The sequence below is a fragment of the Rhodococcus sp. IEGM 1302 genome, assembly GCF_030056935.1.
Classification (GTDB): Bacteria; Actinomycetota; Actinomycetes; order Mycobacteriales; family Mycobacteriaceae; genus Rhodococcus_F; species Rhodococcus_F qingshengii.
Map to the genome: position 1 here is coordinate 211,623 of NZ_JASHKY010000002.1, position 21,948 is coordinate 233,570.

General features: G+C 63.5%; 19 protein-coding genes. 7 read left to right on the top strand and 12 right to left on the bottom strand.

The window, feature by feature from the left end:
• Positions 1–25: 25 nt before the first annotated feature.
• Both QM609_RS05635 and QM609_RS05640 read right to left on the bottom strand, forming a co-directional pair.
• Positions 26–3,280 carry an arabinosyltransferase domain-containing protein gene (locus QM609_RS05635; protein ID WP_283337192.1) on the bottom strand — a complete coding sequence of 1,085 codons (3,255 nt, stop codon included), beginning with the start codon at positions 3,278–3,280 and terminating at the stop codon, positions 26–28.
• A gap of 82 nt (positions 3,281–3,362) precedes the next feature.
• Complete coding sequence (locus tag QM609_RS05640) at positions 3,363–3,632, bottom strand: helix-turn-helix domain-containing protein (RefSeq protein WP_003943854.1); 270 nt, start codon at positions 3,630–3,632, stop codon at positions 3,363–3,365.
• A gap of 49 nt (positions 3,633–3,681) precedes the next feature.
• On the opposite strand from QM609_RS05640, the gene map reads away from it, so the two are divergent.
• On the top strand, positions 3,682–4,446 hold the full coding sequence (gene map, locus QM609_RS05645; RefSeq protein WP_029537381.1) for a type I methionyl aminopeptidase: 765 nt from the start codon (positions 3,682–3,684) through the stop codon (positions 4,444–4,446).
• A gap of 9 nt (positions 4,447–4,455) precedes the next feature.
• Here the strand turns inward: map and QM609_RS05650 are convergent, their stop codons facing one another.
• Positions 4,456–6,288 carry a glycosyl transferase gene (locus tag QM609_RS05650; RefSeq protein WP_047272761.1) on the bottom strand — a complete coding sequence of 611 codons (1,833 nt, stop codon included), beginning with the start codon at positions 6,286–6,288 and terminating at the stop codon, positions 4,456–4,458.
• Between the two features lie 335 nt (positions 6,289–6,623).
• Here QM609_RS05650 and QM609_RS05655 point away from each other — a divergent pair, with 335 nt between their 5' ends.
• Positions 6,624–7,295, top strand: coding sequence for an MspA family porin (locus tag QM609_RS05655; RefSeq protein WP_003943954.1), 672 nt, complete (start codon positions 6,624–6,626; stop codon positions 7,293–7,295).
• Positions 7,296–7,316: 21 nt separating this feature from the next.
• Here QM609_RS05655 and QM609_RS05660 read toward each other — a convergent pair whose 3' ends face one another.
• The 5 genes from QM609_RS05660 to dprE1 all read right to left on the bottom strand — a co-directional run bounded on the left by QM609_RS05660 (position 7,317) and on the right by dprE1 (position 12,866).
• On the bottom strand, positions 7,317–7,949 hold the full coding sequence (locus tag QM609_RS05660) for a hypothetical protein (RefSeq protein ID WP_230691801.1): 633 nt from the start codon (positions 7,947–7,949) through the stop codon (positions 7,317–7,319).
• A gap of 99 nt (positions 7,950–8,048) precedes the next feature.
• Positions 8,049–8,657: a TetR family transcriptional regulator gene (locus tag QM609_RS05665; protein WP_003943927.1), complete on the bottom strand. Its 609-nt coding sequence runs from the start codon at positions 8,655–8,657 to the stop codon at positions 8,049–8,051.
• A 73-nt stretch (positions 8,658–8,730) separates the two neighbouring features.
• The gene (locus QM609_RS05670) at positions 8,731–10,584 is read right to left on the bottom strand and encodes a galactan 5-O-arabinofuranosyltransferase (RefSeq protein ID WP_047272776.1); all 1,854 of its coding nucleotides are present in this window, start codon (positions 10,582–10,584) and stop codon (positions 8,731–8,733) included.
• 90 nt (positions 10,585–10,674) lie between these two features.
• Positions 10,675–11,436, bottom strand: coding sequence for a decaprenylphospho-beta-D-erythro-pentofuranosid-2-ulose 2-reductase (gene dprE2 / locus QM609_RS05675; RefSeq protein ID WP_007731800.1), 762 nt, complete (start codon positions 11,434–11,436; stop codon positions 10,675–10,677).
• A complete protein-coding gene (gene dprE1, locus QM609_RS05680) occupies positions 11,433–12,866 on the bottom strand; it encodes a decaprenylphosphoryl-beta-D-ribose oxidase (protein WP_003943934.1) in 1,434 nt (477 codons plus the stop codon). The genes dprE2 and dprE1 overlap by 4 nt, the downstream gene beginning before the upstream one ends.
• Positions 12,867–12,929: 63 nt before the next feature.
• Between dprE1 and QM609_RS05685 the strand changes: the two genes are divergently transcribed.
• From QM609_RS05685 to QM609_RS05695, 3 genes are read left to right on the top strand one after another with little or no spacing between them, the layout of a single operon-like run.
• Positions 12,930–13,403, top strand: a complete 474-nt coding sequence (locus QM609_RS05685; RefSeq protein ID WP_074447111.1) for a GtrA family protein — start codon at positions 12,930–12,932, stop codon at positions 13,401–13,403.
• A 54-nt stretch (positions 13,404–13,457) separates the two neighbouring features.
• Positions 13,458–14,366, top strand: a complete 909-nt coding sequence (locus QM609_RS05690; protein WP_042447630.1) for a PIN domain-containing protein — start codon at positions 13,458–13,460, stop codon at positions 14,364–14,366.
• Between the two features lie 19 nt (positions 14,367–14,385).
• A complete protein-coding gene (locus tag QM609_RS05695) occupies positions 14,386–15,357 on the top strand; it encodes an alpha/beta hydrolase (RefSeq protein ID WP_047272762.1) in 972 nt (323 codons plus the stop codon).
• Here the strand turns inward: QM609_RS05695 and QM609_RS05700 are convergent.
• From QM609_RS05700 to rfbA, 4 genes are read right to left on the bottom strand one after another with little or no spacing between them, the layout of a single operon-like run.
• Positions 15,343–16,203 (bottom strand): ATP-grasp domain-containing protein, encoded by an 861-nt coding sequence (locus tag QM609_RS05700; protein ID WP_042447632.1) that lies wholly within the window; start codon positions 16,201–16,203, stop codon positions 15,343–15,345. The two genes, QM609_RS05695 and QM609_RS05700, sit on opposite strands and share 15 nt — an antisense overlap.
• 34 nt (positions 16,204–16,237) lie before the next feature.
• Complete coding sequence (locus QM609_RS05705) at positions 16,238–17,329, bottom strand: S1C family serine protease (protein ID WP_047272763.1); 1,092 nt, start codon at positions 17,327–17,329, stop codon at positions 16,238–16,240.
• A gap of 51 nt (positions 17,330–17,380) precedes the next feature.
• Positions 17,381–17,986, bottom strand: coding sequence for a dTDP-4-dehydrorhamnose 3,5-epimerase family protein (locus QM609_RS05710; protein ID WP_042447635.1), 606 nt, complete (start codon positions 17,984–17,986; stop codon positions 17,381–17,383).
• A 1-nt stretch (position 17,987) separates the two neighbouring features.
• The gene (gene rfbA / locus QM609_RS05715; RefSeq protein WP_003943968.1) at positions 17,988–18,863 is read right to left on the bottom strand and encodes a glucose-1-phosphate thymidylyltransferase RfbA; all 876 of its coding nucleotides are present in this window, start codon (positions 18,861–18,863) and stop codon (positions 17,988–17,990) included.
• Positions 18,864–18,959: 96 nt separating this feature from the next.
• On the opposite strand from rfbA, the gene rfbB reads away from it, so the two are divergent.
• Positions 18,960–19,964 carry a dTDP-glucose 4,6-dehydratase gene (gene rfbB / locus QM609_RS05720; protein ID WP_047272764.1) on the top strand — a complete coding sequence of 335 codons (1,005 nt, stop codon included), beginning with the start codon at positions 18,960–18,962 and terminating at the stop codon, positions 19,962–19,964.
• Between the two features lie 81 nt (positions 19,965–20,045).
• Positions 20,046–21,947, top strand: coding sequence for a glycosyltransferase (locus QM609_RS05725; protein WP_042447641.1), 1,902 nt, complete (start codon positions 20,046–20,048; stop codon positions 21,945–21,947).
• The last annotated feature ends 1 nt before the right edge of the window (position 21,948 follow it).

Sequence of the window (21,948 nt, forward strand, 5' to 3'; positions counted from 1 at the left end):
TGGTTGGTAGGTCCACGCGTAACAGTTACGACTGGTAACGAATCGGGCCCGGTGTCCAGGTGCCCGATCGGGTCTCGGTGGTGACGTTCATTTGCGCGGGAACCGCGTCCGAATCGAGCGGTGTGTACTGCTCGAGCGATCCCCAGTCACGATCCCAGTCGTTGTCCAGATAGGTCGGCAATGCCCTGGCCGAGAGCAGTTCGGTAGTCCAGCCGAGCGGTCCGCCGCCGTAGTGGTCCTGCCAGGCGTTGGTGGACTCCGCGCCGATGCGGTCGGGCAGGATGCGCCAGTCGGGGATCTCGGCGACGCCGTACAGGTGATCCACCGGACGTTGGCACGGGAAGGCCAGACCGACAGCCCAGTCCATCAGCACGGGATCGGTGGATCCGACGACGTCCTGCAGCGTGCGCATGGTCGGCACTCGTGGCGGTGTGACCGCCAGCCACTGGTCGGCGCTGATGTCGGTGTCACTGGCCACCAGACGCACGGTGTCGGCGTCGGCGGGCAGCTGATCCATCGGAACGCGCAGGTTGCGCCACGACGGCGACGGGCCGATGTCGATCGGATCGACACGTCCCAGTGCGTCGACGCTCCCGTCTGCCTGCTTCTTGCCGTACTCGACCTGCAGCACTGCGCCGGGGGTGATGATGCCGTCGGAGTTGACGTAGCGGATGCGTCCGGCGGCCGCGACGGTCAGGAGCGGTGCGGCGTCGTTGCGCTCGGGGAGTGAATACCAACCGGTGGTCAGTGACGCGTTCTGAGGTGCTCCGTAACTACCGAGCACCGGGGTTTTTGCGGGGTCGAGCCCGAACGGGAGCGCGACGTTGCTGCCGTTGACGCCGGCCGTCGACTGCGAGCCACCGGCGGTGCCGGATCCGGTTCCCGGCGTGGTGGTGCCGGACTGCGAGGTCGAGGTGTCGAGGCTGTTTGCACTGCCTGCCGTCGAGTCTTCTGCGTCGGCCGTGAGGTCGCCTGCAACCCCGTCCGGCGAGAACCCGGTTGATTCGCTCGCACCGAATGCACCTGCGCCGGCGAGATCGGTGGGCCGATCCGTCAATTGCAGAACGCCGGCGTTCGGATCGGACTCGACGAGTACCTCACCCGCGAGACCGCAGCTTCCGCCGAAGACGGATTCGATGTTGGACTTGCCGATCGAATACGCGGGGTACTGCGCGACCGCGCCCTTGAGCAGGGACAGCACCTCGAACAGCACGACCGCTCCGGCCGCGATGGTCAACGGTGACGGGGCGAGAAGGCGGAGTCGCCTGGTCTTCTTGACGCTGTCCTCCGTGCCGTTTCGCCGGCGCGGCTCCATGACGTGGTACCACGCGGCCAGCAGCAGCGCGAGAATCGTGAGGCCGAGGAAGGCCGTCGAGAATCCCTTGCCGGCGATTGACGGCGGCTTGTCCCACCACGGGACGCCGTAACTCGAGACGTACCACCAGCCGTTGGAGCTCGTGAACGCCACAGCGAGGATGAACAGGATGCCCGCGGCGAACAGCGCGCGGTTTCGTTTGGAACGCATGCTCGACGCACTCACACCGACGGCAGCGAGGACGGCCACCGTGGCGGCCAGACCGGCGTACACACCGAAGTGGTGAGTCCACTTGGTGGGGGTGAACTGCATCAGGAGCAGCGACGCGAACACGATGCCGAGGATTCGGCGCGAGGGCCCGATAGCGGTGCCGGGGATCCGGCCCTTGCGCAGGATCATCATGACGCAGAAGACGAGTCCGACGATCATGACGAACATGCCGAAGCGGCGTGCGAGTGAGCCGTCGGGGGAGATGGTCATCAGTGCGTCCCAACGCAACCGTTCCTCGAACCACGGAACGTTCGGCCCGACGGCCGTTCGCACTCTGGTCGATTCGAGAACTGTCGCGAGGGTTTGATCTGCGAAGACCGCGACGAGCACCACGGTTCCGGCGGCGAGAATCGGCATGATCTGGGACAGGAAGCCGACGCGTTTGCCGCGGGCGATCAGGATCTGCAGGATCGGCCTGGCTCCGGCGATCAGCGCGCCGATGGCGATCAGCCCGGAAGGCCCGGCGGCCAGCGAGAATGCGGCGATCAGCACGGCCATCGCGGCGGGCAACAGACGTCCGGTGGCGATGGCGCGTTCGATGGAGCACCACGTGAGCAGGGCGCCGAGGGCGATGATGGGCTCGGGACGCAGGCCGTTGTTGTACGGCAACCAGAAGGCCAGGAACACGAGCCCGCCCGTCCAGATGGCAACCTTGTTGCGGCGCACCGCAACACCGAGTCGCGGTATCACCTCGCGGCTGATGACCATCCAGCACAGAATGCCGGCGATCAACGCGGGCAGGCGCATCCACATGCTCGCGGTGCTGACCTTCGCGAACAGCGCCAGCACGTCGTAGTACCAACCGAACGGCGCTTCGGGGACGCCGAACCAACGGAAGTAATTGGCCATGTACCCGGAGTGCTCCGAGACCCGGGCCATGCCGAGCAGGTAACCGTCGTCGGAAGTGTTGGCGCCGAACACATGCCACAGCGCCAGCGTGCCGATAACCAGGGCGTCGATGCCGGTGAACTTCCACCATCGCGCCGGCAGGAACCGCCGCGCACGACGGCCGTCGACGCCGTCGATCCGGTGCAGTGCGTACAGCGAGACGATGGTCGAGAGTGCCGCCACGATCATCGCGAACAGTTTGAGAAGTGTGGGGCTGGACGAGAACCGCGAGTCGACGTCCATGTGGGCGGACAGTCCGGCGGGCGCTGCGCCCTGCAGGTCGGTGAAGATGCCGACCACCTGTGGGCGGTAGTCACCGGTCAGGGTGGTGCCGACGCCGTCGATTCCGCTGACCGCCGCGACGGTCTGCTCGGAGTTGGTCGTGATGGTGATCGCCGAGCACCCGCTCAGTTGATCGAGCGGGGTCGAGATCAGTACCGAATCGCGGGTGAGTGCTTCGAGGCGGTCGGCAGTGGTGCGGACGGTGAGGCCGCGGGCGTTTCGGTCCGGCGCCCCGTTCGGCATGGTCGAGAGCAGTGTGCCGCCGCTGCCGCCCAACTGGCCGAGGGTGGAACAGGGGATGCTGATGTCGAGCGATGTGGGCGAGTAGGAGATCAGCGGCGACGAAACGCTGTTGACGGTCCCACCCTGTGGCCAGTCGATGCTCGCGGCTTCCTGCTTGACGGGCAGGCACGGCGTAGCGAGTGCAAGAAGCAGGCCAAGAAGTCCGGTGACTATCGCGATGAGTCGTGCCGTCCGGACTCGCTGGGAATCCGATTCTCGGGGAGCTTCGGGGCCAGTGGGCACGGGTTTCGGGGGCACTACTACTTCAGACGGCACAAGGAACGATGTTAGGCGAGTGCGGGCCCGCACATCCTGAGAGAACTACTCAGGATGCAACTTCCTGTTCGGATTGTGGTGTTTCAAGTGTTCGGGCGATGGTGTCGAGTGAAATACCCAACACTTCCGCGACCGCGCTGATGGTGAAGAAGGCGGGTGTCGCGATGCGTCCGGTTTCGATCTTGCGCAGCGTTTCGACGGAGATGCCGGCGTCGAGCGCTACCTGAACCATGCTTCGGTCCCCCCGCGCCGATCGCAGGAGTTCACCCAGTCGTAGTCCTCGTTCGAGTTCTTCCGCCGTCAGCGGCACGCGCACCATGTGCTTATAGTAATACCGGTATAGTTATTCGACAGGGAAGGTGTTCGAAATGGTCGAAATCAAGACCGCAGGGGAAATCGACGCGATGGCGGCGGCGGGGAGAATCACCGCGCAGGCGCTGGCTGCGGCGCGTGAGGCGGCGAGCGTCGGAGTGACGTTGCTCGAATTGGACGCCGTTGCCGCGGAGGTCATTTCGGCTGCCGGCGCCTCGGCGCTGTTCTTGAATTATCGGCCGGCGACGGCGCCGATACCCTTTCCCGGTGTGGCCTGTATCAGCGTGAACGATGCTGTGGTGCACGGTATCCCGAATGGGTACCGACTCCGTGACGGTGACCTGATCAGTATCGACTGCGGTGCGAGACTCGACGGCTGGTGCGGCGACTCCGCCATCAGCTTCACCGTCGGACAGGGAAGTAGTGAGGATCAGGCACTGATCGACGCGACCGATGAGGCACTAGCCCGTGGCATTGCCGCCGCCCAGCCCGGAAACCGATTGGGCGACATCGGTGCCGCGATCGGACAGTACGCGCGCGGCCTCGGATACGGAATGCTCGCCGATCACGGTGGGCACGGCATCGGCCGCGAGATGCACGAAGGCCCGGACGTGCCCAACGAAGGCCGAGCAGGCAAAGGCTTCCGGCTACGGCCCGGCCTGGTCATCGCCATCGAACCGATGCTCATCGCCGACGGAACCGACGACTACCGGCACGACGCCGACGGGTGGACCCTTCGCACCGTTTCGGGCGCCCGGGCTGCGCACAGTGAGCACACGGTCGCGATCACCGAAGACGGTCCGGTGATCATGACCCGCTGATCAACCCGCTCAGCTCTGGTTGGAGGTCTTGCCGCTCACGAGGTCTCGTACGTCCCACACCCACACGTCGTCGACGCGCTTGGCGTCGAAGCCGACCAGTTCGTCGACCGTGTGGCGCAGGGCGTCGTCGCCGGAGAATCGGGGAAGCACCAGTACGTCGGCGTGCCAGTACCGCAGGTCGGTAAGTGCGTTCGCTCTGGTGCCCACGTCGATCAACGGGACCTTGCCGGTTTGTTTGGCATTGACCAGCAGGGTCGAGGTGGGCCGGGACTCGGCGCCGTAGATTCCGGCGCGGGTCTTCGAATCCGGGCCGACGAAGTACCCGCCGGCGATGGGGAAGCCGAAGTCGGCGTCGACCTGCCAGCTCAGTGCGCGGGCGTCTTCGGCGCTCGCGACGGGAACCGTCACCAGGGTGCCGTCGCTGACGTAGTTCTCCCACGAGCCGCTGGTGATGAATTCGGGCGTCGCAGATCGCTGATCGGCGTCGATGGGGGTCGGGATCAGGGGAATCATCGCGACGGCGAGTGCCACCAGCCAGACACCGGCGGCCGTGCGGCGCGGTCCACGAAGTTCGACAAAAGCGCGGTAGGTGCCGAGGGTGAGCAACAGTCCGATCGCCGGAATCGCGCCCATCGCGAATCGGGATTCGAGCACCGATTCGAACAACGGCAAGTCTGCGAGGAGTTTCCACGGCAGGGTGATGCCGGTCTTGTCACCGTCGATGGTCAGTTCGGAACCGAGCGAGAGCACACCCATCACCACGATCACGGCAGCGGCAGCGCGGGTCAGACGGATGCGCCACAGCCACACCGTTGCACCGAGAAGCAGGAGCACCAACGGCCATCCGAAGTACGCATTCTCCTCGGTCGGGTTCATTCGGAACTCCGCGCCCTCGGGATCACCCGCAACCGATTCGGTCGGGAACGTGGTGAGTGCAGCGGTGTCGTTGCCTGCCTGACCGTGTGAGACGCCGTCGTAGCTCGCTGGGCCGAAGAACTGCGACCACAGCGGCACCGCGGTGATCAGGAGTGTGACCGCGCCGCCGATCACGAGGCCGGGCATCGCGCGCTTGATCGCCTGGCGCGACTTGGCCAGGTCGGGCAGTGCATAGGCGGCGCCGAACACCATGGCTGACATCGTGAAGATGAGGAGCGGTTCTTCGCCGAGGAAGATCTGCCAGGCGACGAGTAGGCCGAGGACGATTCCGTCGCGAACCGGACGCTTGCCGTTCGAAATGCGCACTACCTGCAAGAATATGAACGGAAGTACGAAGAACGCGACGAAGTTCGGGTGGCCGTTGGCATGCGAGATCATGGCGGGCGCAAATCCGCAGAACCCGGCTCCGACAGCGGCGGCGACCTTGGAGCGGACGGAGACTCCGGTCAGTACGTGCCGCGAGAATGCCCAGTACCAAGCGATGGCGGTGCCGCCGAGGCCGGCGGTCAGCCCGATCGCATACGTGGCTGTCGGTCCGAAGATCAGCGTGATCGGGGCCAACGGGATGCTGATGCCGAACATCGCGGTATTGGCCATCAGGTTCACGCCGAGTGGGTAATTCTGCAGGTCACTGAACAGTGGGCTGCGGAACTGGGCGAGGGCGTGAGCGGTATCGGCGAAGAACCATTCCCACATGGCCTGGTCGCGGCCCGCGTTGAACAGATAGCCGGACTGCAGATCGCTCCACAGGTTGGACATCACGTAGATCGCCGCGACGGTGAACGTCGCCATGATCGCGAGGTCGACAAGACGCCCGCGCTGGACGACCGAGCGCCGCACTGCTGAACGGACTCGCCCTGGACGTGCTTCTTCGAGCAGTTGGACGTCGGGCAAGGTCTCGGTCATGCAGTCGGTGCCTTTCGGTTCTGGCGCCCATCCCTGAAGTGGCAGTTCTCAGAAGTTCGGGGTGGCCTATTTAGGTCTCGATTCGATAACTTCCACTGTCAGAGTAACGAACAAAACGGTTCGCGTCCGCGAGCGGGCGCACTCAGCGGGACAAACCGGTCCGCCCGACTTGTCCGGAAAGTAATGTTTTCGTGCACCGTTTGACGGGTTCGTGACCGGGGTATCGCAACAAGGATCTTGCTCGCGTTTGTTCAGGCAGCCCCGACGAATCCCATCCTCGACGAAGAGTTGGAACCTACGTCCGGGGCCTATACCGGATGGGATGGTGCTTGTGCATGTCGAAGACAGCAGTTCGTAGTAGCGCAGTAGGAGCAGTGGCCTTGTTGGCCGTTGTCCTGGGGGGTGGGACGGCGTCGGCAGGCGTCGACAACACCAGTTCGATCACCGACGTCAAAGGAAATCGGATAGAAGTCTTCCAGGCTGATACCGCTATCCACGTCTTTCCACCTCTCGACAGCTCACCGCTGAGTGTCGAGTTCTTCCACGACGGGGTTGCCGGCGTGAAGATCGACGGCCCGGATGCAGCAAGTTTCACCGGAACGAAGCTGACGATCGGCTATCAGATCGGTTACCCGATCGCGTTGACCGGCGCGACGGTCGTTCTCAACAGTCCTGGTCTCGACTGGGCAGTCGAGAGCGGAACGAACCTCGGGATCGGTCTGGTTCCGGATTTCGAACTGGGCCTGGATATTTCCAATGGGTTCGTCATCGGTGGTGACATCATTCCGTCGCAGGAACTGGACGTCGACCTGGCGCCGGGCGGTATCACCGACGTCGCGCTGCTCGAAGATCAGGAGTTCGACGGTCCCGAAGCCGCTGTCCGTCTGTCCGGAGTTCACGGTTATGTACAGGGAGCAATCGGTCCGGTGACCATCAGGCCGTACGCGAAGGCTGTCACGTCGAATGGCGATACCGTCGTCACTTACGGTGTACCGCAGAGGCTTTAGCGAAAGCGGATGCTCCCGCCGTCACGCTGCAACAGCGTGACGGTGGGAGTTTTCCGCGTTCCTTGTGGTCGAATCGGCGCCACGAATCGGCGAAGCGTCCGCCCAGTGGGCACTACGGGAAACACTGACGAGTTTCGCGACCAACCGTGCCGCGATCCACACGAGGTACACGGCGGTGATCAGAAGCAGAAGTGCCCAGTCGTGCGCGAAGAATCCGACTATCCCGCCGATCGTGAACGCGAGGGCGACGAAGACGACCCGTCCGCCCACGTCGGTCTCGACCAGATATTCGGGTTCGATCGGATCGTCGGGTTCACTCGATTCATCGACGTCCTCGGATGACTCGGCCCTGGACTTCTCGTGGTGTTCGGTGGGGATCTCGAGTAGCTCGCCCCATTCGAGCACCGCAACAGTGTGCGCGGTGTCGGTCGGGATCGCTCGGTAGTCGCGGGACTCGGACACGTCGATGAGAGCCCTTGCCAGAGTGAGTACTTCGATGCGATTGCGAATCGCGACGCTCAACACTTCATGGAAAGCCTGTTCGCGCCCGAACGGTTTGCCGCGCGCAATGACCAGAACATGCTCTGCGGAATCGAGAACTGCACGATGCGGTACAAGCTCGCGGCTTTGCGCAACGAGTTCGCTCACTGTCATCACCTACCCCGCCGGTGGTTGATGCGGCCGTTTGCTCGACTGCGCTTGGAGGGGCTGAGTACCCCGGCAGTTTCGGAAACAAACTCGCCGGACAGCGTGTCAGATTTGCGCAGCCGGGGCCGAGAGTGCTCCGAGGCAACTTTCGATCAGGTCGGCAACGATCACGTGAGCACGTTCGCGGCTGTCGACGCGGCCTTCCCACGTGGCAAAAGTGACGACGGTGAGCACGGTCAGAGTTCCCGCCCGAAGTTCGGCGATCTCTGCCGGTAACGAGGACGCAGCGACTATCCGCCGCTGAACTTCGCGGAAACTCTCGGCCTGCATGTGGTCACGGATAGTCGACGACATCGCCGGGTCGAAGATCGACTGCACCAGGAACCGCGCGTACAACGTGCCCTCGCGGTAGATGGTCTGTTCCGCCAACGGCAGGACGAGAGCCTCGACGAGGGCACGCATCGTCGGTGGATTCGCGTCGAGATCGATCGTGTCGAGCAACTCACGACGACGCTCACCGGCAGGTCGCATTCTGGACTCGACGACGGCCGCCAGCAAACCTTCACGTGACCCGAAGTGATACTGCGCAGCCGATTTGTTGGCCTGCCCGGCTTCGGTCTGAACATCACGAAGAGTCAGAGCGGCCAGACCTCGCTCGGCAACCAGACGCTCGGCTGCATCGATCATCGCCGCTCGGGCATCGGTTCGGGGCACGGTATGAAGTTAGGGGTGCGTCGGGGTCGCGTCAACGACCCCGACGGTAAGCCTTTTGTGACGTATCTCCTGGTTAGATTGCGTCAGAGCGGGTAACGACCACAAACGGCCCCTGCTCGGTCACGGTGAAACGAGGATCGTCGAACAGTTCCTTGGGGAACGTGACCGTGTAGCGGCGGACGTTCGGGTCGTTGGGGTAGACGTCCTCTGCCAACCGCAGCGTGTACCCGTCGGCGCCCTGGCGGAAGACGAAGGCGTCGGGGCTGCGCCACGGCGCCGAGTCCAGCGCAGCTACCAGTTCGTCAGGCGTCTTCAGTTCCGACCACTGCTCGATCAGCGCGGCGCGCGCACGGAAATCGGCGAGCGGGTTCGCGTAGTGCGACGTCAGTCCTTGAAAGCCGAAGTACGGGTAGAAGCTGAGGAAGCCGATGTCGGCAGTGAGGACCACCGTGTCATGGGGTTCGCGTCCCAACTGCTCGCGAATGATCCGGTCGATGTCGGCGTAATTGGCTTCGGCACCCGGGGGTCGCTTGTCCCCGCGCTCGCCGTTGCCGTCGGTATCGCTGTATGCCACAGCGATATCCGGCGCCAGCACCTGCGGGATGTTCTGCGCGAAGGCGATGGCTCCGATGACACCGAGTGCAACCAGTACCGCTTTGACGCGAGGATTTTCGCTGGTGGCCAGCACGATCCAACCGGCGAACTCGAAGAAACCGAACACACCGGCGGCGGCAAGGAGTCCGATCAGGACCGGCTCCAGTCGGAAACCGAGGAGCGTACTGCCGGCGACGGTGAACGTCATGGACAGCAATGCCCACAGATACACGGCAATGACACCGATGCCGAGTGCCCGGGCGCGGCGGGAGAAGAGGAAACGAGAAATCAGCCAGATCGTGCCGAGTAGGCACAGTCCGCCGACGAGGGTGAAGCTCAGCATCGGGAAGGGCAGCACCGCACCGGAATCGGGGAGGTAGTGCATTGCGGTGCCGGACTCTGCGGTGGCACCGGAGAGTGCCTTCAGCAGGTACGGCGTCCAGACGGTCAGAGCCACCAGGCCGGAGATCACGGCGATCACGGCGAGCCTGACGAGGGGTCCCAGTGCGGCTTTCCACGTGTTCTGGGCGCGTGCGGCAAGTACTGCGGCAACCAAGGCCATCAGAGTCACTGCGAACGCGGCGAATCCGAGATAGAGCGTGTAGACCGTTGCGGCGAAACCGAGGAACAGGCCGGTTCCGAGTATTGCGCCGGCTCCGGCAAATCGAGATGCCCCCGGCCGGTCCAATGCGCCCCACGCGAGGATCAGCACCGGCGGGATCAGGAGGTTGATGACGGCGCCGTACGCCTCGGGGGAGTTGTACGCCAACACGACGGCAGTGACGGCCAATGCCGCGACGACGGCCCAATCGCGTCGAATCAGCTTGGTCCACAACACGAGTGCAACGACGGCGACGACAGCCAACGAGCCGATCGCATAAGGCTTGAAGGCTTCCCAGCCGTCCATTCCCAGCAGGTTCGCGACGCGTCCACCGATCCAGAACCAGCCGGCCGGGTAGAACGGCGGCAGATCCACGTACGTCATGTCCTGCAGCGCAGCAGAATCCGTCAGCCGGGTCAGGTACTCGGTCCGGAACTGCTGATCGACCGAGACGCCGTGCAGATACAGACTCGTCGCGGCGAGGGGAAGTCCGAGCGTCGTGGTGACGAAGCCGGAGAGCCCGGCCCACGAGAGGAGTTTTGCGACCCGCTCGGCCTTGCGGGCGCGGAACATCAGAACCGCAACACCGACCACTGCGATGCAGAGCACCTGCAGCACCGTCGTGACGGCCTGCGTGACATTGGAAGAGGTGAACGCCGGCCACTGCACTCGGCCGAAAGCAAAGAGCCCGACAGCGGCTACAACAGCGGCGACCAGCGCTCCGAGGGCCATTTCCACCACCGTCGCCGCGGCATTACGCCACGGCGACGGGGTCGAAAGGTCTGTACTCGGAGCAGTTGTTGTTTCTGGCACGGGAGGAGCTTAAACCGGCAACTTCCGGAAGATCGGGCGCGGCACGTGGCGAAGACCCATCATGACGAAGCGCCACGGGCCGGGAGTCCAGACGATTTCCTTGCCCTTGTCCGAGGCGGCAACAGCGAGCTTCGCGACGATGTCCTTGTTGACCGTCAGCGGAGCTTCCTTGACGTGGGCACTGAACTGCGTGCGCACCATGCCGGGGCGAACGACGGTGACCTGCGGTCCGAATTCCGCGAGAGCCTCGCCGAGTCCGAGGTAGAAACCGTCGAGGCCCGCCTTGGTGGATCCGTAGACGAAGTTGGCACGCTTGACGCGCTCGCCGGCAACCGACGACATCGCGATGATCTTGCCGAAGCCCTGAGCCTTCATCTTCTCGCCGAGAAGAACACCGACCGAGACGGAAGCGGTGTAGTTGACGTTTGCCACCAGAACGGCCTTGCGCTGGTTCTGCCACAGCTCTTCGGAGTCACCGTCCAGTGCGAAGGCGACGATGGCGACGTCGACGTCACCGTTCGAGAACGCCTGGTCGATCACCTTCGGGTGCGATTCGAAATCAACGGCGTCGAAGTCGATGAGTTCCACCGAGGTGGCGCCCTTGGCTTCGAGCTGTTTGACCGCAGCTTCGCGTCCCGGATCGCCGGGGAGTGCCGCCAGAACGACGCGGAGCGGCGCCTTCTTCAGGTACTCCTCACAGATGGCGAGGCCGATCTCGGAGGTTCCACCGAGAAGCAAAACGGTTTGCGGGTTACCTACAGCGTTGATCACAGTTCCAGCCTTCTGGACATATCGGAGGCGAAAACGCCTGTGGGGTCGTACTTGCGGCGCGTCGCGATCCACTCGTCGATGCGCGGGTACATGGCGTGGAAGGTTTCCGCGGACGTCCGCGAGTCCTTGGCCGTGTACAGGCGTCCGCCGAATTCGAGGACACGCTTGTCGAGTTCGGTGACGAACTCGTTCAGGCCCGGCTTGATGCGGAAGTCGACGCAGATGTTCCAGCCCGGGATCGGGAAGCTCAGCGGCGCCTGATTGCCTTCGCCGAAGAGCTTGAACACGTTGAGGAACGAGTAGTGCCCGCTGCGCTGGATGTCGACGATGATCTTCTTGAACTCGTCGACGGCCTCCGGCGGAACCACGAACTGGTACTGCAGGAATCCGTTGGATCCGTACGCGCGGTTCCACTCACCGAACATGTCGAGCGGGTGGTAGAACTGCGTCAGATTCTGGACCTTGCCGCGGTACTTGCCGGACTTGCGGAACCAGACCTCACCGATCGCGGTGAAGTTGAACTTGTTGGCCAGCCCGTTGGGGAAGACGTCGGGGAACGTCAGCAACTGCGGTGCGTCGAAGGCGAGCGGGTTCTTCTGCAGCTTGGCCGGAAGCTGGTCGAGCTTCGCCAGAGATCCGCGCGAGACTGCCGCACGACCGAGCTTCGGGGGCGCGGAAATCGCGTCGAACCAGGCGCTCGAATACTCGTAGTTGGCCTCGCTGCCGTCGCTGTGCAGCGCGATGGTCTCGTCGAGGCTGTTGGTGACGTCGCCGTCGGCGATGAAGTACGCCGTCTCGGTCGGTGTCATCTTGATGGTTGCCCGCAAGATGATGCCCGTCAGGCCCATGCCGCCGATCGTGGCCCAGAACAGTGCGGCCTTCGGGTCGTTGCGCCCGCCCTTGGGGGTGAGCGTGCGAACCTTGCCGTCGGCCGTCAGCAGATCCAACGACACGACGTGGTTGCCGAAGCTGCCCGCGCTGTGGTGGTTCTTGCCGTGGATATCCGAGCCGATGGCGCCGCCGATCGTGACCTGACGAGTACCCGGCAGGACCGGAACCCACAGGCCGAACGGCAGAGCAGCCTTCATCAGCTGATCCAGATTCACGCCGGCGTCGACGTCCACCAGAGCGGTGTCGCGATCGATGCGGTGAATGCGGCTGAGTGCATTCATGTCGATGACCAGGCCGCCGGCGTTCTGCGCTGGGTCACCGTACGAGCGGCCGAGGCCGCGCGCGATGACGCCGCGTCGCAGATGCGAGGGCTTGGAATCGTTCTGTTCCGCAACCTGGGCGACCGCGTTGGCGATCACTTCCACGTCGGGGGTGGACAGCACCTGTGCAGTGGTGGCGGCGGTGCGTCCCCAACCGGTGAGGGTGCGGGCTTGGGTGTGGAGAGCCGGCTGCGGCGTCTCTTCTGCTGTCGTGGACATCAAGGTAGAGGTTACCTGGGAGTAGTGCCGACGGCTCCGACTCGAGTGGTTACTCTCGTCGTCGTGCCCGAAACACCTGCAAGTCACCAGCACGAACCCCACGTCCCGCTGCCCGTCGAGATTCCTGTCACGACGGACATCGCCGACGACGCGTTGGACCTGAAAACGCAGATCGTCCGGTTCGTCGCGACGGGTGGGCTGTCGGCGGTCGTGGACTACGGGCTGTATGTGCTGCTCCTCGCGTTGGGGTTGCCGCGCGTCGCCGCAAAATCGCTGAGCTTCGTTGCGGGCACCACGACGGCGTACCTCATCAATCGTCGGTGGACGTTCAAGGCCGAGCCTTCTCGCGCCCGCTTCATCGCTGTAGTCGCGCTGTACGCGGTCACTTTTGCGGTTCAGGTCGGACTCAACGAACTGATGGTCCATGTCTTCGACGAGCATTGGTGGCGGACACCGCTGGCCTTCGTCATCGCGCAGGGCACCGCGACGGTCATCAACTTCATCGTTCAGCGGGCAGTGATCTTCAAGATCAAGTAACGGTTCGGGGTGGATTAGCGCATTCGTCCGGTTTCTCGAGAGAGAATCGAGCCCATGATCATCGTTCTCGATTCTTCGGCCCTGACCAGGGGCGCACGGTTCGACACTGCCATCGCCGACGCTCGCGCACTCGGACACCGCGTCGTCGTGCCGCGATTGGTCGTCCTCGAGGTTGCGAGTCGCTACCGCGAGGAATCGGCGGAGATGATCGCGGCCCTGAGCGTCCAGGCGCGCATGTACGACCGACTGGGGTTGCGGCGCGACCTTACGAGGTTCGTCGACGCGGCTCACGACAAGGCCGACGGCTACGTCGACGACGTGATCGAAGACCTCGTGGCGATCGGCGTCGAAGTGGTCGATCCAGTCGACGTTTCGCATCTCGAGGTGGCCGAGAGGGCGATCTCGCTGCGTCGGCCCTATACCGACAAGAAGAAGCGAGACGGATATCCGGCGACGCTGAACTGGCTGACCGTGCTCGATCTCGCCGACCGCAACCCGGGCGTCGACGTCATCTGGGTGAGCTCCGACGCACGGGCATACGGCGACGGCGAAGACGGGGTCTGGCACGGCGATCTCGCGCGTGAGCTGGCGTCGCGCGGTCTGGAGTATCGGGTCCGCTGGGCGTCGGACATCCCGGTGATCGACGGACCGGTGCAGGTGGAGCAAGTGGCGGAGGTCGAGGAAGCCGCTGAGGTCGCGCCCGAGGCCCCGGTTGCTCAGGGCTTCGTGGAGCCGGAAGCGGTGGTTCCAGCCGAGGTTCCCGAACCCGCGGCACCTGCAGCAGCCCCCGCCCCCAAGCCTGTTCAGCGCGCAGCGCGGACGAGAGTTGCGCCGCAGCGCATCGAACCCGCCCCGAAAGCTCAGTCCGGTGGACTGCGCGGTCTGGGCAAGGTCATCGGCGGGCGGAAACGAAAGGTCACGATCGTCGACGATCTCGACGAAGTCGACCTCTTCGGTGCCTGATCGCTTCTAATCTGGACAGATGTCTCTGTTGCCGACAGTCAGTCGAAGGACCGGAACTCGATACGGCAGGCCGAGTATCGAATCGCAGGTCCTCTACAACGCGTGCCGATGGATGCTTCGGCCCGTGGTCGGGATCGCGCCGCTGACGCCTGGCGCCATGCGCCGCGCCGCAGTGCTGGACTCGGCCGCGGGTGTACGCATTCCGTCCGGGATCGATCGGGAAGCGATTCGCTTTCCAGGTTTCGACGGTGAACTCGTGCGGACGGCAGGCTCGACGGCTGATCTGCGCGACGGTGTTGTTCTCTACCTGCACGGCGGCGGGTTCATGTGCTGCGGGCTCAACACGCATCGGCCGGTCGTTGGCAGCATCGCCAAGCGAACCGGCCTTCCGGTCCTGCACATCGCATATCGACAGTTGCCGAGCACGAGCATCAGCGGGTCCGTCGACGACTGTCTCGATGCATACCGGTGGCTCCTCGAACAGGGAGCCTTGCCGGAAAAGGTTGTCTTCGTAGGTGATTCGGCCGGAGGTTTCCTGGTTTTCGCGACGGCACTTGCAGCTGTTTCCGCGGGGCTCGAGGTTCCGGCCGGTCTTGTCGGGCTCTCACCTCTCCTCGATCTCGATTGCACCACCAAATCGGTCCATACCAACGCTCGACGCGACGTGATCGCCCCGGTGTCGGCATTGATGGCGATCGGAAAGCTTGGCGGACAGACGAACTCACCCGTCGACGGCGATCTGGCCGCTCTGCCGCCGTCGTTGCTGATCGCCGCCGAATCCGAGGTGCTCAGAGTCGATTCGGAGGTGATGGCGCAACGGCTCGCCGCCGCGGGGGTGCCGTGCTCGCTGCAGATCTGGAACGGCCAGGTTCACGCGTTTCCCGCCGTCTGGCCTGGCTTGCCGGAGAGCCGGGCTGCGCTACGTGACGTTGCCAGGTTCATTCGCGCCAGGCTAGATGCGGTCCCGCCCCAGGCGTCACGTGCGCAGTGACGCGACAACTGCCCGTGCGAGGGCGTCGGCAGATCCAGGGGCGAATGGCAGAAAGAGTTCGGGCTCGATCAGTTCCACTTCCATGAGCAGTGGCTGATCCACCGGACCCACGACGTCCACACGCGCATAAAGCAATTCGCCGGGGCCGCATGGGGTCGCGGCCAGTGCTGCGTCGGCCACCGCGAGTTCGGCGGCGGACGGTTCGTGGAGGTGGTTGGTTCCGCCGTGAAATTCCTGCACGCGGAAGTCGTTGGCGGCCGGGATCTTCCGGACAGCGTGCGAGTAGCGTCCGCCGATGTGGATGATCGAGCGCTCGCCGTCGACGACGTCCGAGACGAATGGCTGGACCAACGCGTCGTTGCCACTCTCGAGGATCGAGCTGAGGTGAGCGTGGGCCTGCGCGGACCCCGAGGCAAACTTTCCCACTCCGACGGCGCCGGCGGACACTGCAGGCTTGACGATGACGTCGGCACCCTCGAACGAAGGGAGGGTGAGTGTTTCGCTCTGTCCGGCAGCGATCACAGCGGTTGGGACGATAGGTACGCCGGCCGCGGCAAGTTCGGTGAGGTATCCCTTGTGTGCGTTCCACTTCACGATCGAGAGTGGATTGGCGATCGGAGCGGTCAGCTGATCGAGAACGGCGAGAAATTCGTCGAGGCGCTGGGTGTAGTCCCAGGTCGACCGGATCAGAACCAGGTCGGCGTCGATATCGAGGAGGGACGGGCTCGACCACGGCGCCATCGTCGACGCGATGCCGTAGGAGGTGAGAGCTTCCATGACGAGTTTGCTTTCGACATCCGCCTCGCGGGCGGCGCCGTCACAGGTGAGCAGGAGAACCGTGGTCATGCCACGATGCTTTCACGGCTGGCGCCTTCTAAGACTAGCGAGGTGGCCCCTCGTCGAGGACCAGCGAACCGGTCCCGGGTTGCCCGGTTGCGTCCACCCACGTCACCGCGACGGTGTCGCCGGGGCGGCGCGAGCTCATCGCCGCGTTGAGATCAGCGGACGACGCGATCCGGCTGCCACCGAACTCGGTGATGACCGCACCTTTGGTCAGCCCCACCCGCTCGGCCGGCGAATCGAAGCTCACGGCAACAACTTCGGCGCCGGCCGGCATGTCCGCGTGATCCTTCACCGCGACACCGAGTACGGGTGTCGGTCCCACACGCACGGTCTCGGAGGAGCGGCCACCGAGTACCTGCTCGACGATCGGTAGTGCGGTGTCGATCGGTATCGCGTAGGACTGAGGCGCCGGTGAGGTTTCGGTGCGGTCGGTGACGGCGTTGCCTGCGCTGCTGACGCCGATCAGCTCGCCAACGGCGTTGACCAGGGGACCACCGGAATCGCCAGGCCGGATGTCCGCGTCGACCTCGATGAGGCCCTTCAACTGGTTTCGCGATCCGTCGGACACGTTGCGGGTGTTGACGGTGACACCGAGGTTGGTGATGACGCCGGGAGCAGGGACGGGTACTCCGCCGCCTTCCGCATTTCCGATTGCAGTGACGGCATCCCCACGAGTGGCTTCTGCTGATTTGCCGACCACAGCCACCGGCAGATCGTCAGCGCCCGCGAGTCGAAGGACGGCAAGATCGCTGACGCTGTCGTACCCGAGGATCTCGGCGTCGTAGATCAGCCCGTTGGACATGCTGACGGCAGTGACGTCCGAGGCTCCGCTGATGACGTGGTGATTCGTGAGCACCACTCCGTCAGGGGAGAGCACGATCCCGGTCCCAGCAGTGGTGGTGAATCCGGCCGGCGCCGTGATGGTGACGATGGTGGGGACCACTCGGGCCGAGAGCTCCTCCGGGGTGAGCGGAACAACCGGCGCGGGTGGGGTGGTCGTGATGACGGTGACCGGTGCGGACTCGATCGTTCCCGGAGTCAGGGGCGGTGCGACCAGCGCGAGACCACCGAGGCCGGCTGCGAGAACGACGGCCGTCCACAGGCCGCGTCTGCTCGCACGTTTGGTCATCCAGCCGTCCGTCCCGCCGGTGTCATGCCATCGAGTCGTGAAAGGTGAAGATTACCGATTCGGCGAATCTTCGGCCACAAAACCGGGCAACATGCCGTCCGCGCGGAGCGTCGCCAGGGACGGCGCGGCAGCGTCCTTTGCGGAGAGCTCGTAGGTCAGAGGGTTGCCCTTACGGTCTGTTCTCGGCCATTCGATCGCGAGTTCCGGATCGAAGGGATCGAGGTCGCGGTCCAGGTGGGGGGAGTATTCGATGCTGCACAGGTACATCACTGTCGATCCGTCTTCGAGTGAAAGGATCGCGTGGCCGAGGCCTTCCGCCAGGAACACCGCTCGTCGATCGACGTCGTCGATCACCACTGCATCCCACTCGCCGAAGGTCGGTGATCCGACGCGCAGGTCTACGACAACGTCGAGGAAGGCACCTTTCACGCAGGTGATGTACTTCGCCTGTCCGGGCGGATTGTCGGTGAAGTGGATCCCGCGGAGGCTACCGGCTTCGGAAACCGAGCAGTTGGCCTGCGCGAGGTCGAGAGTGCGGCCGGTCGCGGCGGTGAAGGCGGAGCTTTTGAACCATTCGAGAAAGACACCGCGGTTGTCGCCGAACTGCTTCGGTGTAATTTCCCAAGCTCCGGCGATCTTCAGTGGACGGATTTCCACGTCACCATTCCTTGCCGTGCTCGAGCAGCTCGAGTAGGTAGTTGCCGTACCCGGATTTTCCCAATGCTTCTGCCTGAGTGCGTAATTGGTCGGAGCTGATGAATCCTTGACGCCACGCAACCTCTTCAGGGGAACCGATCTTGAGGCCTTGGCGGTGTTCGATGGTCCGCACGTAGTTCGCTGCCTCGAGCAGGGAATCGGGTGTGCCGGTGTCGAGCCACGCGGTTCCGCGGGGGAGGACATCGACAGAAAGTTTGCCAGCTTCGAGATAGTGCTGATTGATGTCGCTGATTTCGTATTCGCCACGCGCAGAGGGCTTCAGAGTGCGTGCGATGTCCACGACGTCGCTGTCGTAGAAATAGAGGCCGGGGACTGCGTAATTGGATTTCGGCGACGTCGGCTTTTCCTCGATGGACACGGCGCGACCCGAGTCGTCGAATTCGACGACGCCGTAGGCGGTCGGATTCGAGACCCAGTAAGCGAATACGGCTCCGCCGTCGATGTCGGAGAAACGCCTGAGTTGGGTTCCGAGGCCGGGGCCGTAGAAGATGTTGTCGCCGAGGACGAGCGCCACGGAGTCGGATCCGATGTGCTCTGCGCCGAGGGTGAATGCCGTTGCGAGGCCGTTCGGTTCGTGTTGCACTGCATAGGTGAGGTTGACGCCGAATTGTGAGCCGTCGCCGAGAACCCGGCGGAATTGTTCGGCGTCGTGTGGGGTCGTGATGATCAAGATGTCGCGAATGTCGGCGAGCATGAGAGTGGAGAGCGGGTAGTAGATCATCGGCTTGTCGTAGACGGGCAAGAGTTGCTTGCTCACTCCGAGGGTGATCGGGTGCAACCGCGACCCGGTGCCACCGGCCAGAATGATTCCGCGCATGCGTGCAGTGTCCTGCACTCCTGCCTGCCGACGCAAACGGACATGACACGCCCGGCCGCTAAAGTGGGGTTCGTCCGATGAGCCTGAGGAGATGACGTGCGACTACTGGTCACCGGGGGTGCCGGCTTCATCGGTGCCAATTTCGTTCATCAGACGGTGGCGACGCGTCCCGACGTGGAAGTCACGGTTCTCGACGCTCTGACCTACGCCGGAAATCGCCAGTCCCTGGCGTCCGTCGAGGACCGGATCACGTTTGTCCACGGCGACGTGGCCGACGAGTCGCTGGTCGACGATCTTGTCTCGCGCTCCGACGCAGTCGTGCACTTCGCGGCCGAAAGCCACAACGACAATTCCCTCGCCGACCCCGAACCGTTTTTGCGCACCAACGTCATGGGAACCTTCTCGCTCCTGCAGGCAGTGCGTTCGCACGGGGTCCGTTATCACCACATTTCGACCGACGAGGTGTACGGCGACCTCGAACTGGATGATCCGGCGAAGTTCACGGAGACGACACCGTACAACCCGTCGAGCCCGTACTCCGCGTCCAAGGCGTCGAGTGATCTGTTCGTGCGCGCCTGGGTGCGCTCGTTCGGGATCGCGGCGACCATCTCGAACTGCTCCAACAATTACGGCCCGTACCAGCATGTGGAGAAGTTCATCCCACGCCAGATCACCAATCTGCTCGACGGAGTGCGTCCACGGTTGTACGGGGAAGGCCGCAACGTCCGCGACTGGATTCACGTCGAGGACCACAACCGCGCCGTCTGGGACATTCTGGACCGCGGAAAGTCCGGCGAGACTTATCTGATCGGCGCCGACGGTGAAACCGACAACCGGACGGTGATTGCGGCTCTGCTCGAAATTTTCGGACGCAAGCCGGACGATTTCGACTTCGTCACCGACCGCCCTGGTCACGATCTGCGGTATGCGATCGATTCGACGCGACTGCAGCAGGAGCTCGGGTGGAAGCCGCAGTACCGCGATTTTCGAAGCGGACTGGAAGCCACCGTCGAGTGGTATCGCGACAACGAGCAGTGGTGGCGTCCGCAGAAGGCCGGCGTCGAGGCAACGTATTCAGCCGGAGAATCCGTCGTCCGCTGAACCACCGGCTGCCGCGGTTGATACCCTCGAGCCCGATACGTGCTCAGATGTAGCTACATCAACAACGGTAGGGATCAGTAGATGAACGAGGCCTCCGCGGATACGCCGGTCGCAAATGACACGGCTGTGCTTGACGAGGTAATGGTCGAGCATCCACACGGGGATCGTTTTCTGGTCCAGCGTGGCATCTTCCGATCGATGTCCCCCAAGGTGCCAGAGGCAATGTATGTGGTTACCAAGGGTGATGCGCTCGTCGATCGGCATTCTCTGACATTGGGCGAAGCGGCGACCGCGAGCACCAACACGTATTTCGGACGATTTGCTGCCAGTTTCTGGCAGCGGTGGACGCCTGTGAGTTCGGTGCGGATTCAGCTGAGCTACGTCGGCGACGGCGGGCTCGACGTCAGCCTGCGTGCATCGGATGTGCGCGGACGCAAGAGGACGATTTCACTTCACTCGGTCGCCGGATCGGGTGAACTCTCGATCGATGCCCCACTCGCTCATTTCGTCGACGGCGGGGCGATGTGGTTGGAATTCGTCGCGACCAAAGGTTCCGTTGTCGTTTCCGGCGTGTCATGGACTGTCTCGGCCCCAGAGTTCATACGCCCGGCGGCTGTTGTCATCTGCACTTTCAATCGCGCCGACGACTGTGTCGAAACCGTTGCGACCATGGCGTCCGATGCGGGTGCGATGACCGGTATCGACGCCGTCTGTGTGGTCGATCAGGGCACAGATCAGGTTCAATCCAGGGATCGTTTCAAGACTGTCGCGCACGATCTCGGCAAGAAGTTGATCTATCTGACGCAGCCGAATCTTGGTGGCGCGGGTGGTTTCTCGCGTGGAATGCTCGAAATCACTTCCTCGTCAGGTTCTGAGCACGCCAACGTCATCCTCATGGACGACGACATTCTTTGCGAGCCCGAATCGGTGCTCAGGATGAATGCATTCGCAAATATGACGGTCGAGCCGGCAATCGTCGGGGCGCAGATGTTGTCACTGAACAATCCGACGATGTTGCATGTCAGTGCGGAGCGAGAGGTTCTCGACGAGCTCAAGGCCGGGGTCCTGACTCCTGGCGCGATGATGGGCGTCGACCTGTTGAAGAAGAAGCAGGAGATGCGCTTCGATGCGGGCTGGAATGGTTGGTGGACTTGCCTGTTGCCGGCCGAGATCATCTCCGAGCTGGGCTTGCCGATACCGCTTTTCTTCCAGTGGGATGACATCGAGTACGGAATCCGAGCGCGCTTCGCCGGCCACCCGACGATAACTCTGCCCAATGCCGGTGTCTGGCACGCGGATTTCCATCTGAAGGATTACGACGACTGGTCCCGGTACTTCAGCATTCGAAATGGGTTGATCGTTTCTTCGATCTACGGCCCGTTCGACGGTAAGGTGATCTCGAAGTTCTTGTTACGCAAGATTACTCAGCTCATTGTAGGAATGCAGTACGGGTTGGCGGCAACATTCGTCAAGGCGGCTGAGGATTTCCTGCAGGGGCCTGACTTCCTCAACGACGGCGGGCAATCTGCTCTTGTCGACGTTCGTGCTCTACGTGACGAATACCCTGAAACGAAAATGCAGCCGGCCTCGGCAGTCGGTGCGGAGTCCGATCCACATACGCAGATGACCGTGTGGGAGTTCGAGCCCGACGAGAACCGCGAGGGTCTGGTGCTTCTCAAGCGCGTAGTTCAACAGTGGACTGGGCGTGTCGACCGTCGACCGGTAACGGTTCCTGCGATCTTCGGCGACTGGTGGCATGTGTCGTTGTTCGAAAATGCCGCTGTCACGGACGCGTCGCAGAACGGCGTCCGCGTCCGTCGGCGCAACAAGAAGCAGGCTACCGAGTTGGCCAAGCGCGCGGCCAAAGTCTGTTGGGAGCTGCGTAAGCGCGCACCTGAGATGAAGAAGGCGTACTCGGACGCCATGCCGCGCCTCACGAGCGCCGAGAACTGGACGCGCTTGTACGGAAACAAGATCGGATAGC

Bases quoted from the DNA above. Each gene is read 5' to 3' on its own strand.
- QM609_RS05670 (WP_047272776.1), bottom strand. From the start codon at position 10,584: ATGGCCCTCGGAGCGCTGGTCGCCGCTGTTGTAGCCGCTGTCGGGCTC.
- QM609_RS05640 (WP_003943854.1), bottom strand. From the start codon at position 3,632: ATGGTGCGCGTGCCGCTGACGGCGGAAGAACTCGAACGAGGACTACGA.
- map (WP_029537381.1), top strand. From the start codon at position 3,682: ATGGTCGAAATCAAGACCGCAGGGGAAATCGACGCGATGGCGGCGGCG.
- rfbA (WP_003943968.1), bottom strand. From the start codon at position 18,863: ATGCGCGGAATCATTCTGGCCGGTGGCACCGGGTCGCGGTTGCACCCG.
- QM609_RS05695 (WP_047272762.1), top strand. From the start codon at position 14,386: ATGTCTCTGTTGCCGACAGTCAGTCGAAGGACCGGAACTCGATACGGC.
- QM609_RS05650 (WP_047272761.1), bottom strand. From the start codon at position 6,288: ATGACCGAGACCTTGCCCGACGTCCAACTGCTCGAAGAAGCACGTCCA.
- QM609_RS05690 (WP_042447630.1), top strand. From the start codon at position 13,458: ATGATCATCGTTCTCGATTCTTCGGCCCTGACCAGGGGCGCACGGTTC.
- QM609_RS05660 (WP_230691801.1), bottom strand. From the start codon at position 7,949: ATGACAGTGAGCGAACTCGTTGCGCAAAGCCGCGAGCTTGTACCGCAT.
- dprE1 (WP_003943934.1), bottom strand. From the start codon at position 12,866: ATGTCCACGACAGCAGAAGAGACGCCGCAGCCGGCTCTCCACACCCAA.
- QM609_RS05725 (WP_042447641.1), top strand. From the start codon at position 20,046: ATGAACGAGGCCTCCGCGGATACGCCGGTCGCAAATGACACGGCTGTG.
- QM609_RS05655 (WP_003943954.1), top strand. From the start codon at position 6,624: ATGTCGAAGACAGCAGTTCGTAGTAGCGCAGTAGGAGCAGTGGCCTTG.
- QM609_RS05700 (WP_042447632.1), bottom strand. From the start codon at position 16,203: ATGACCACGGTTCTCCTGCTCACCTGTGACGGCGCCGCCCGCGAGGCG.
- QM609_RS05705 (WP_047272763.1), bottom strand. From the start codon at position 17,329: ATGACCAAACGTGCGAGCAGACGCGGCCTGTGGACGGCCGTCGTTCTC.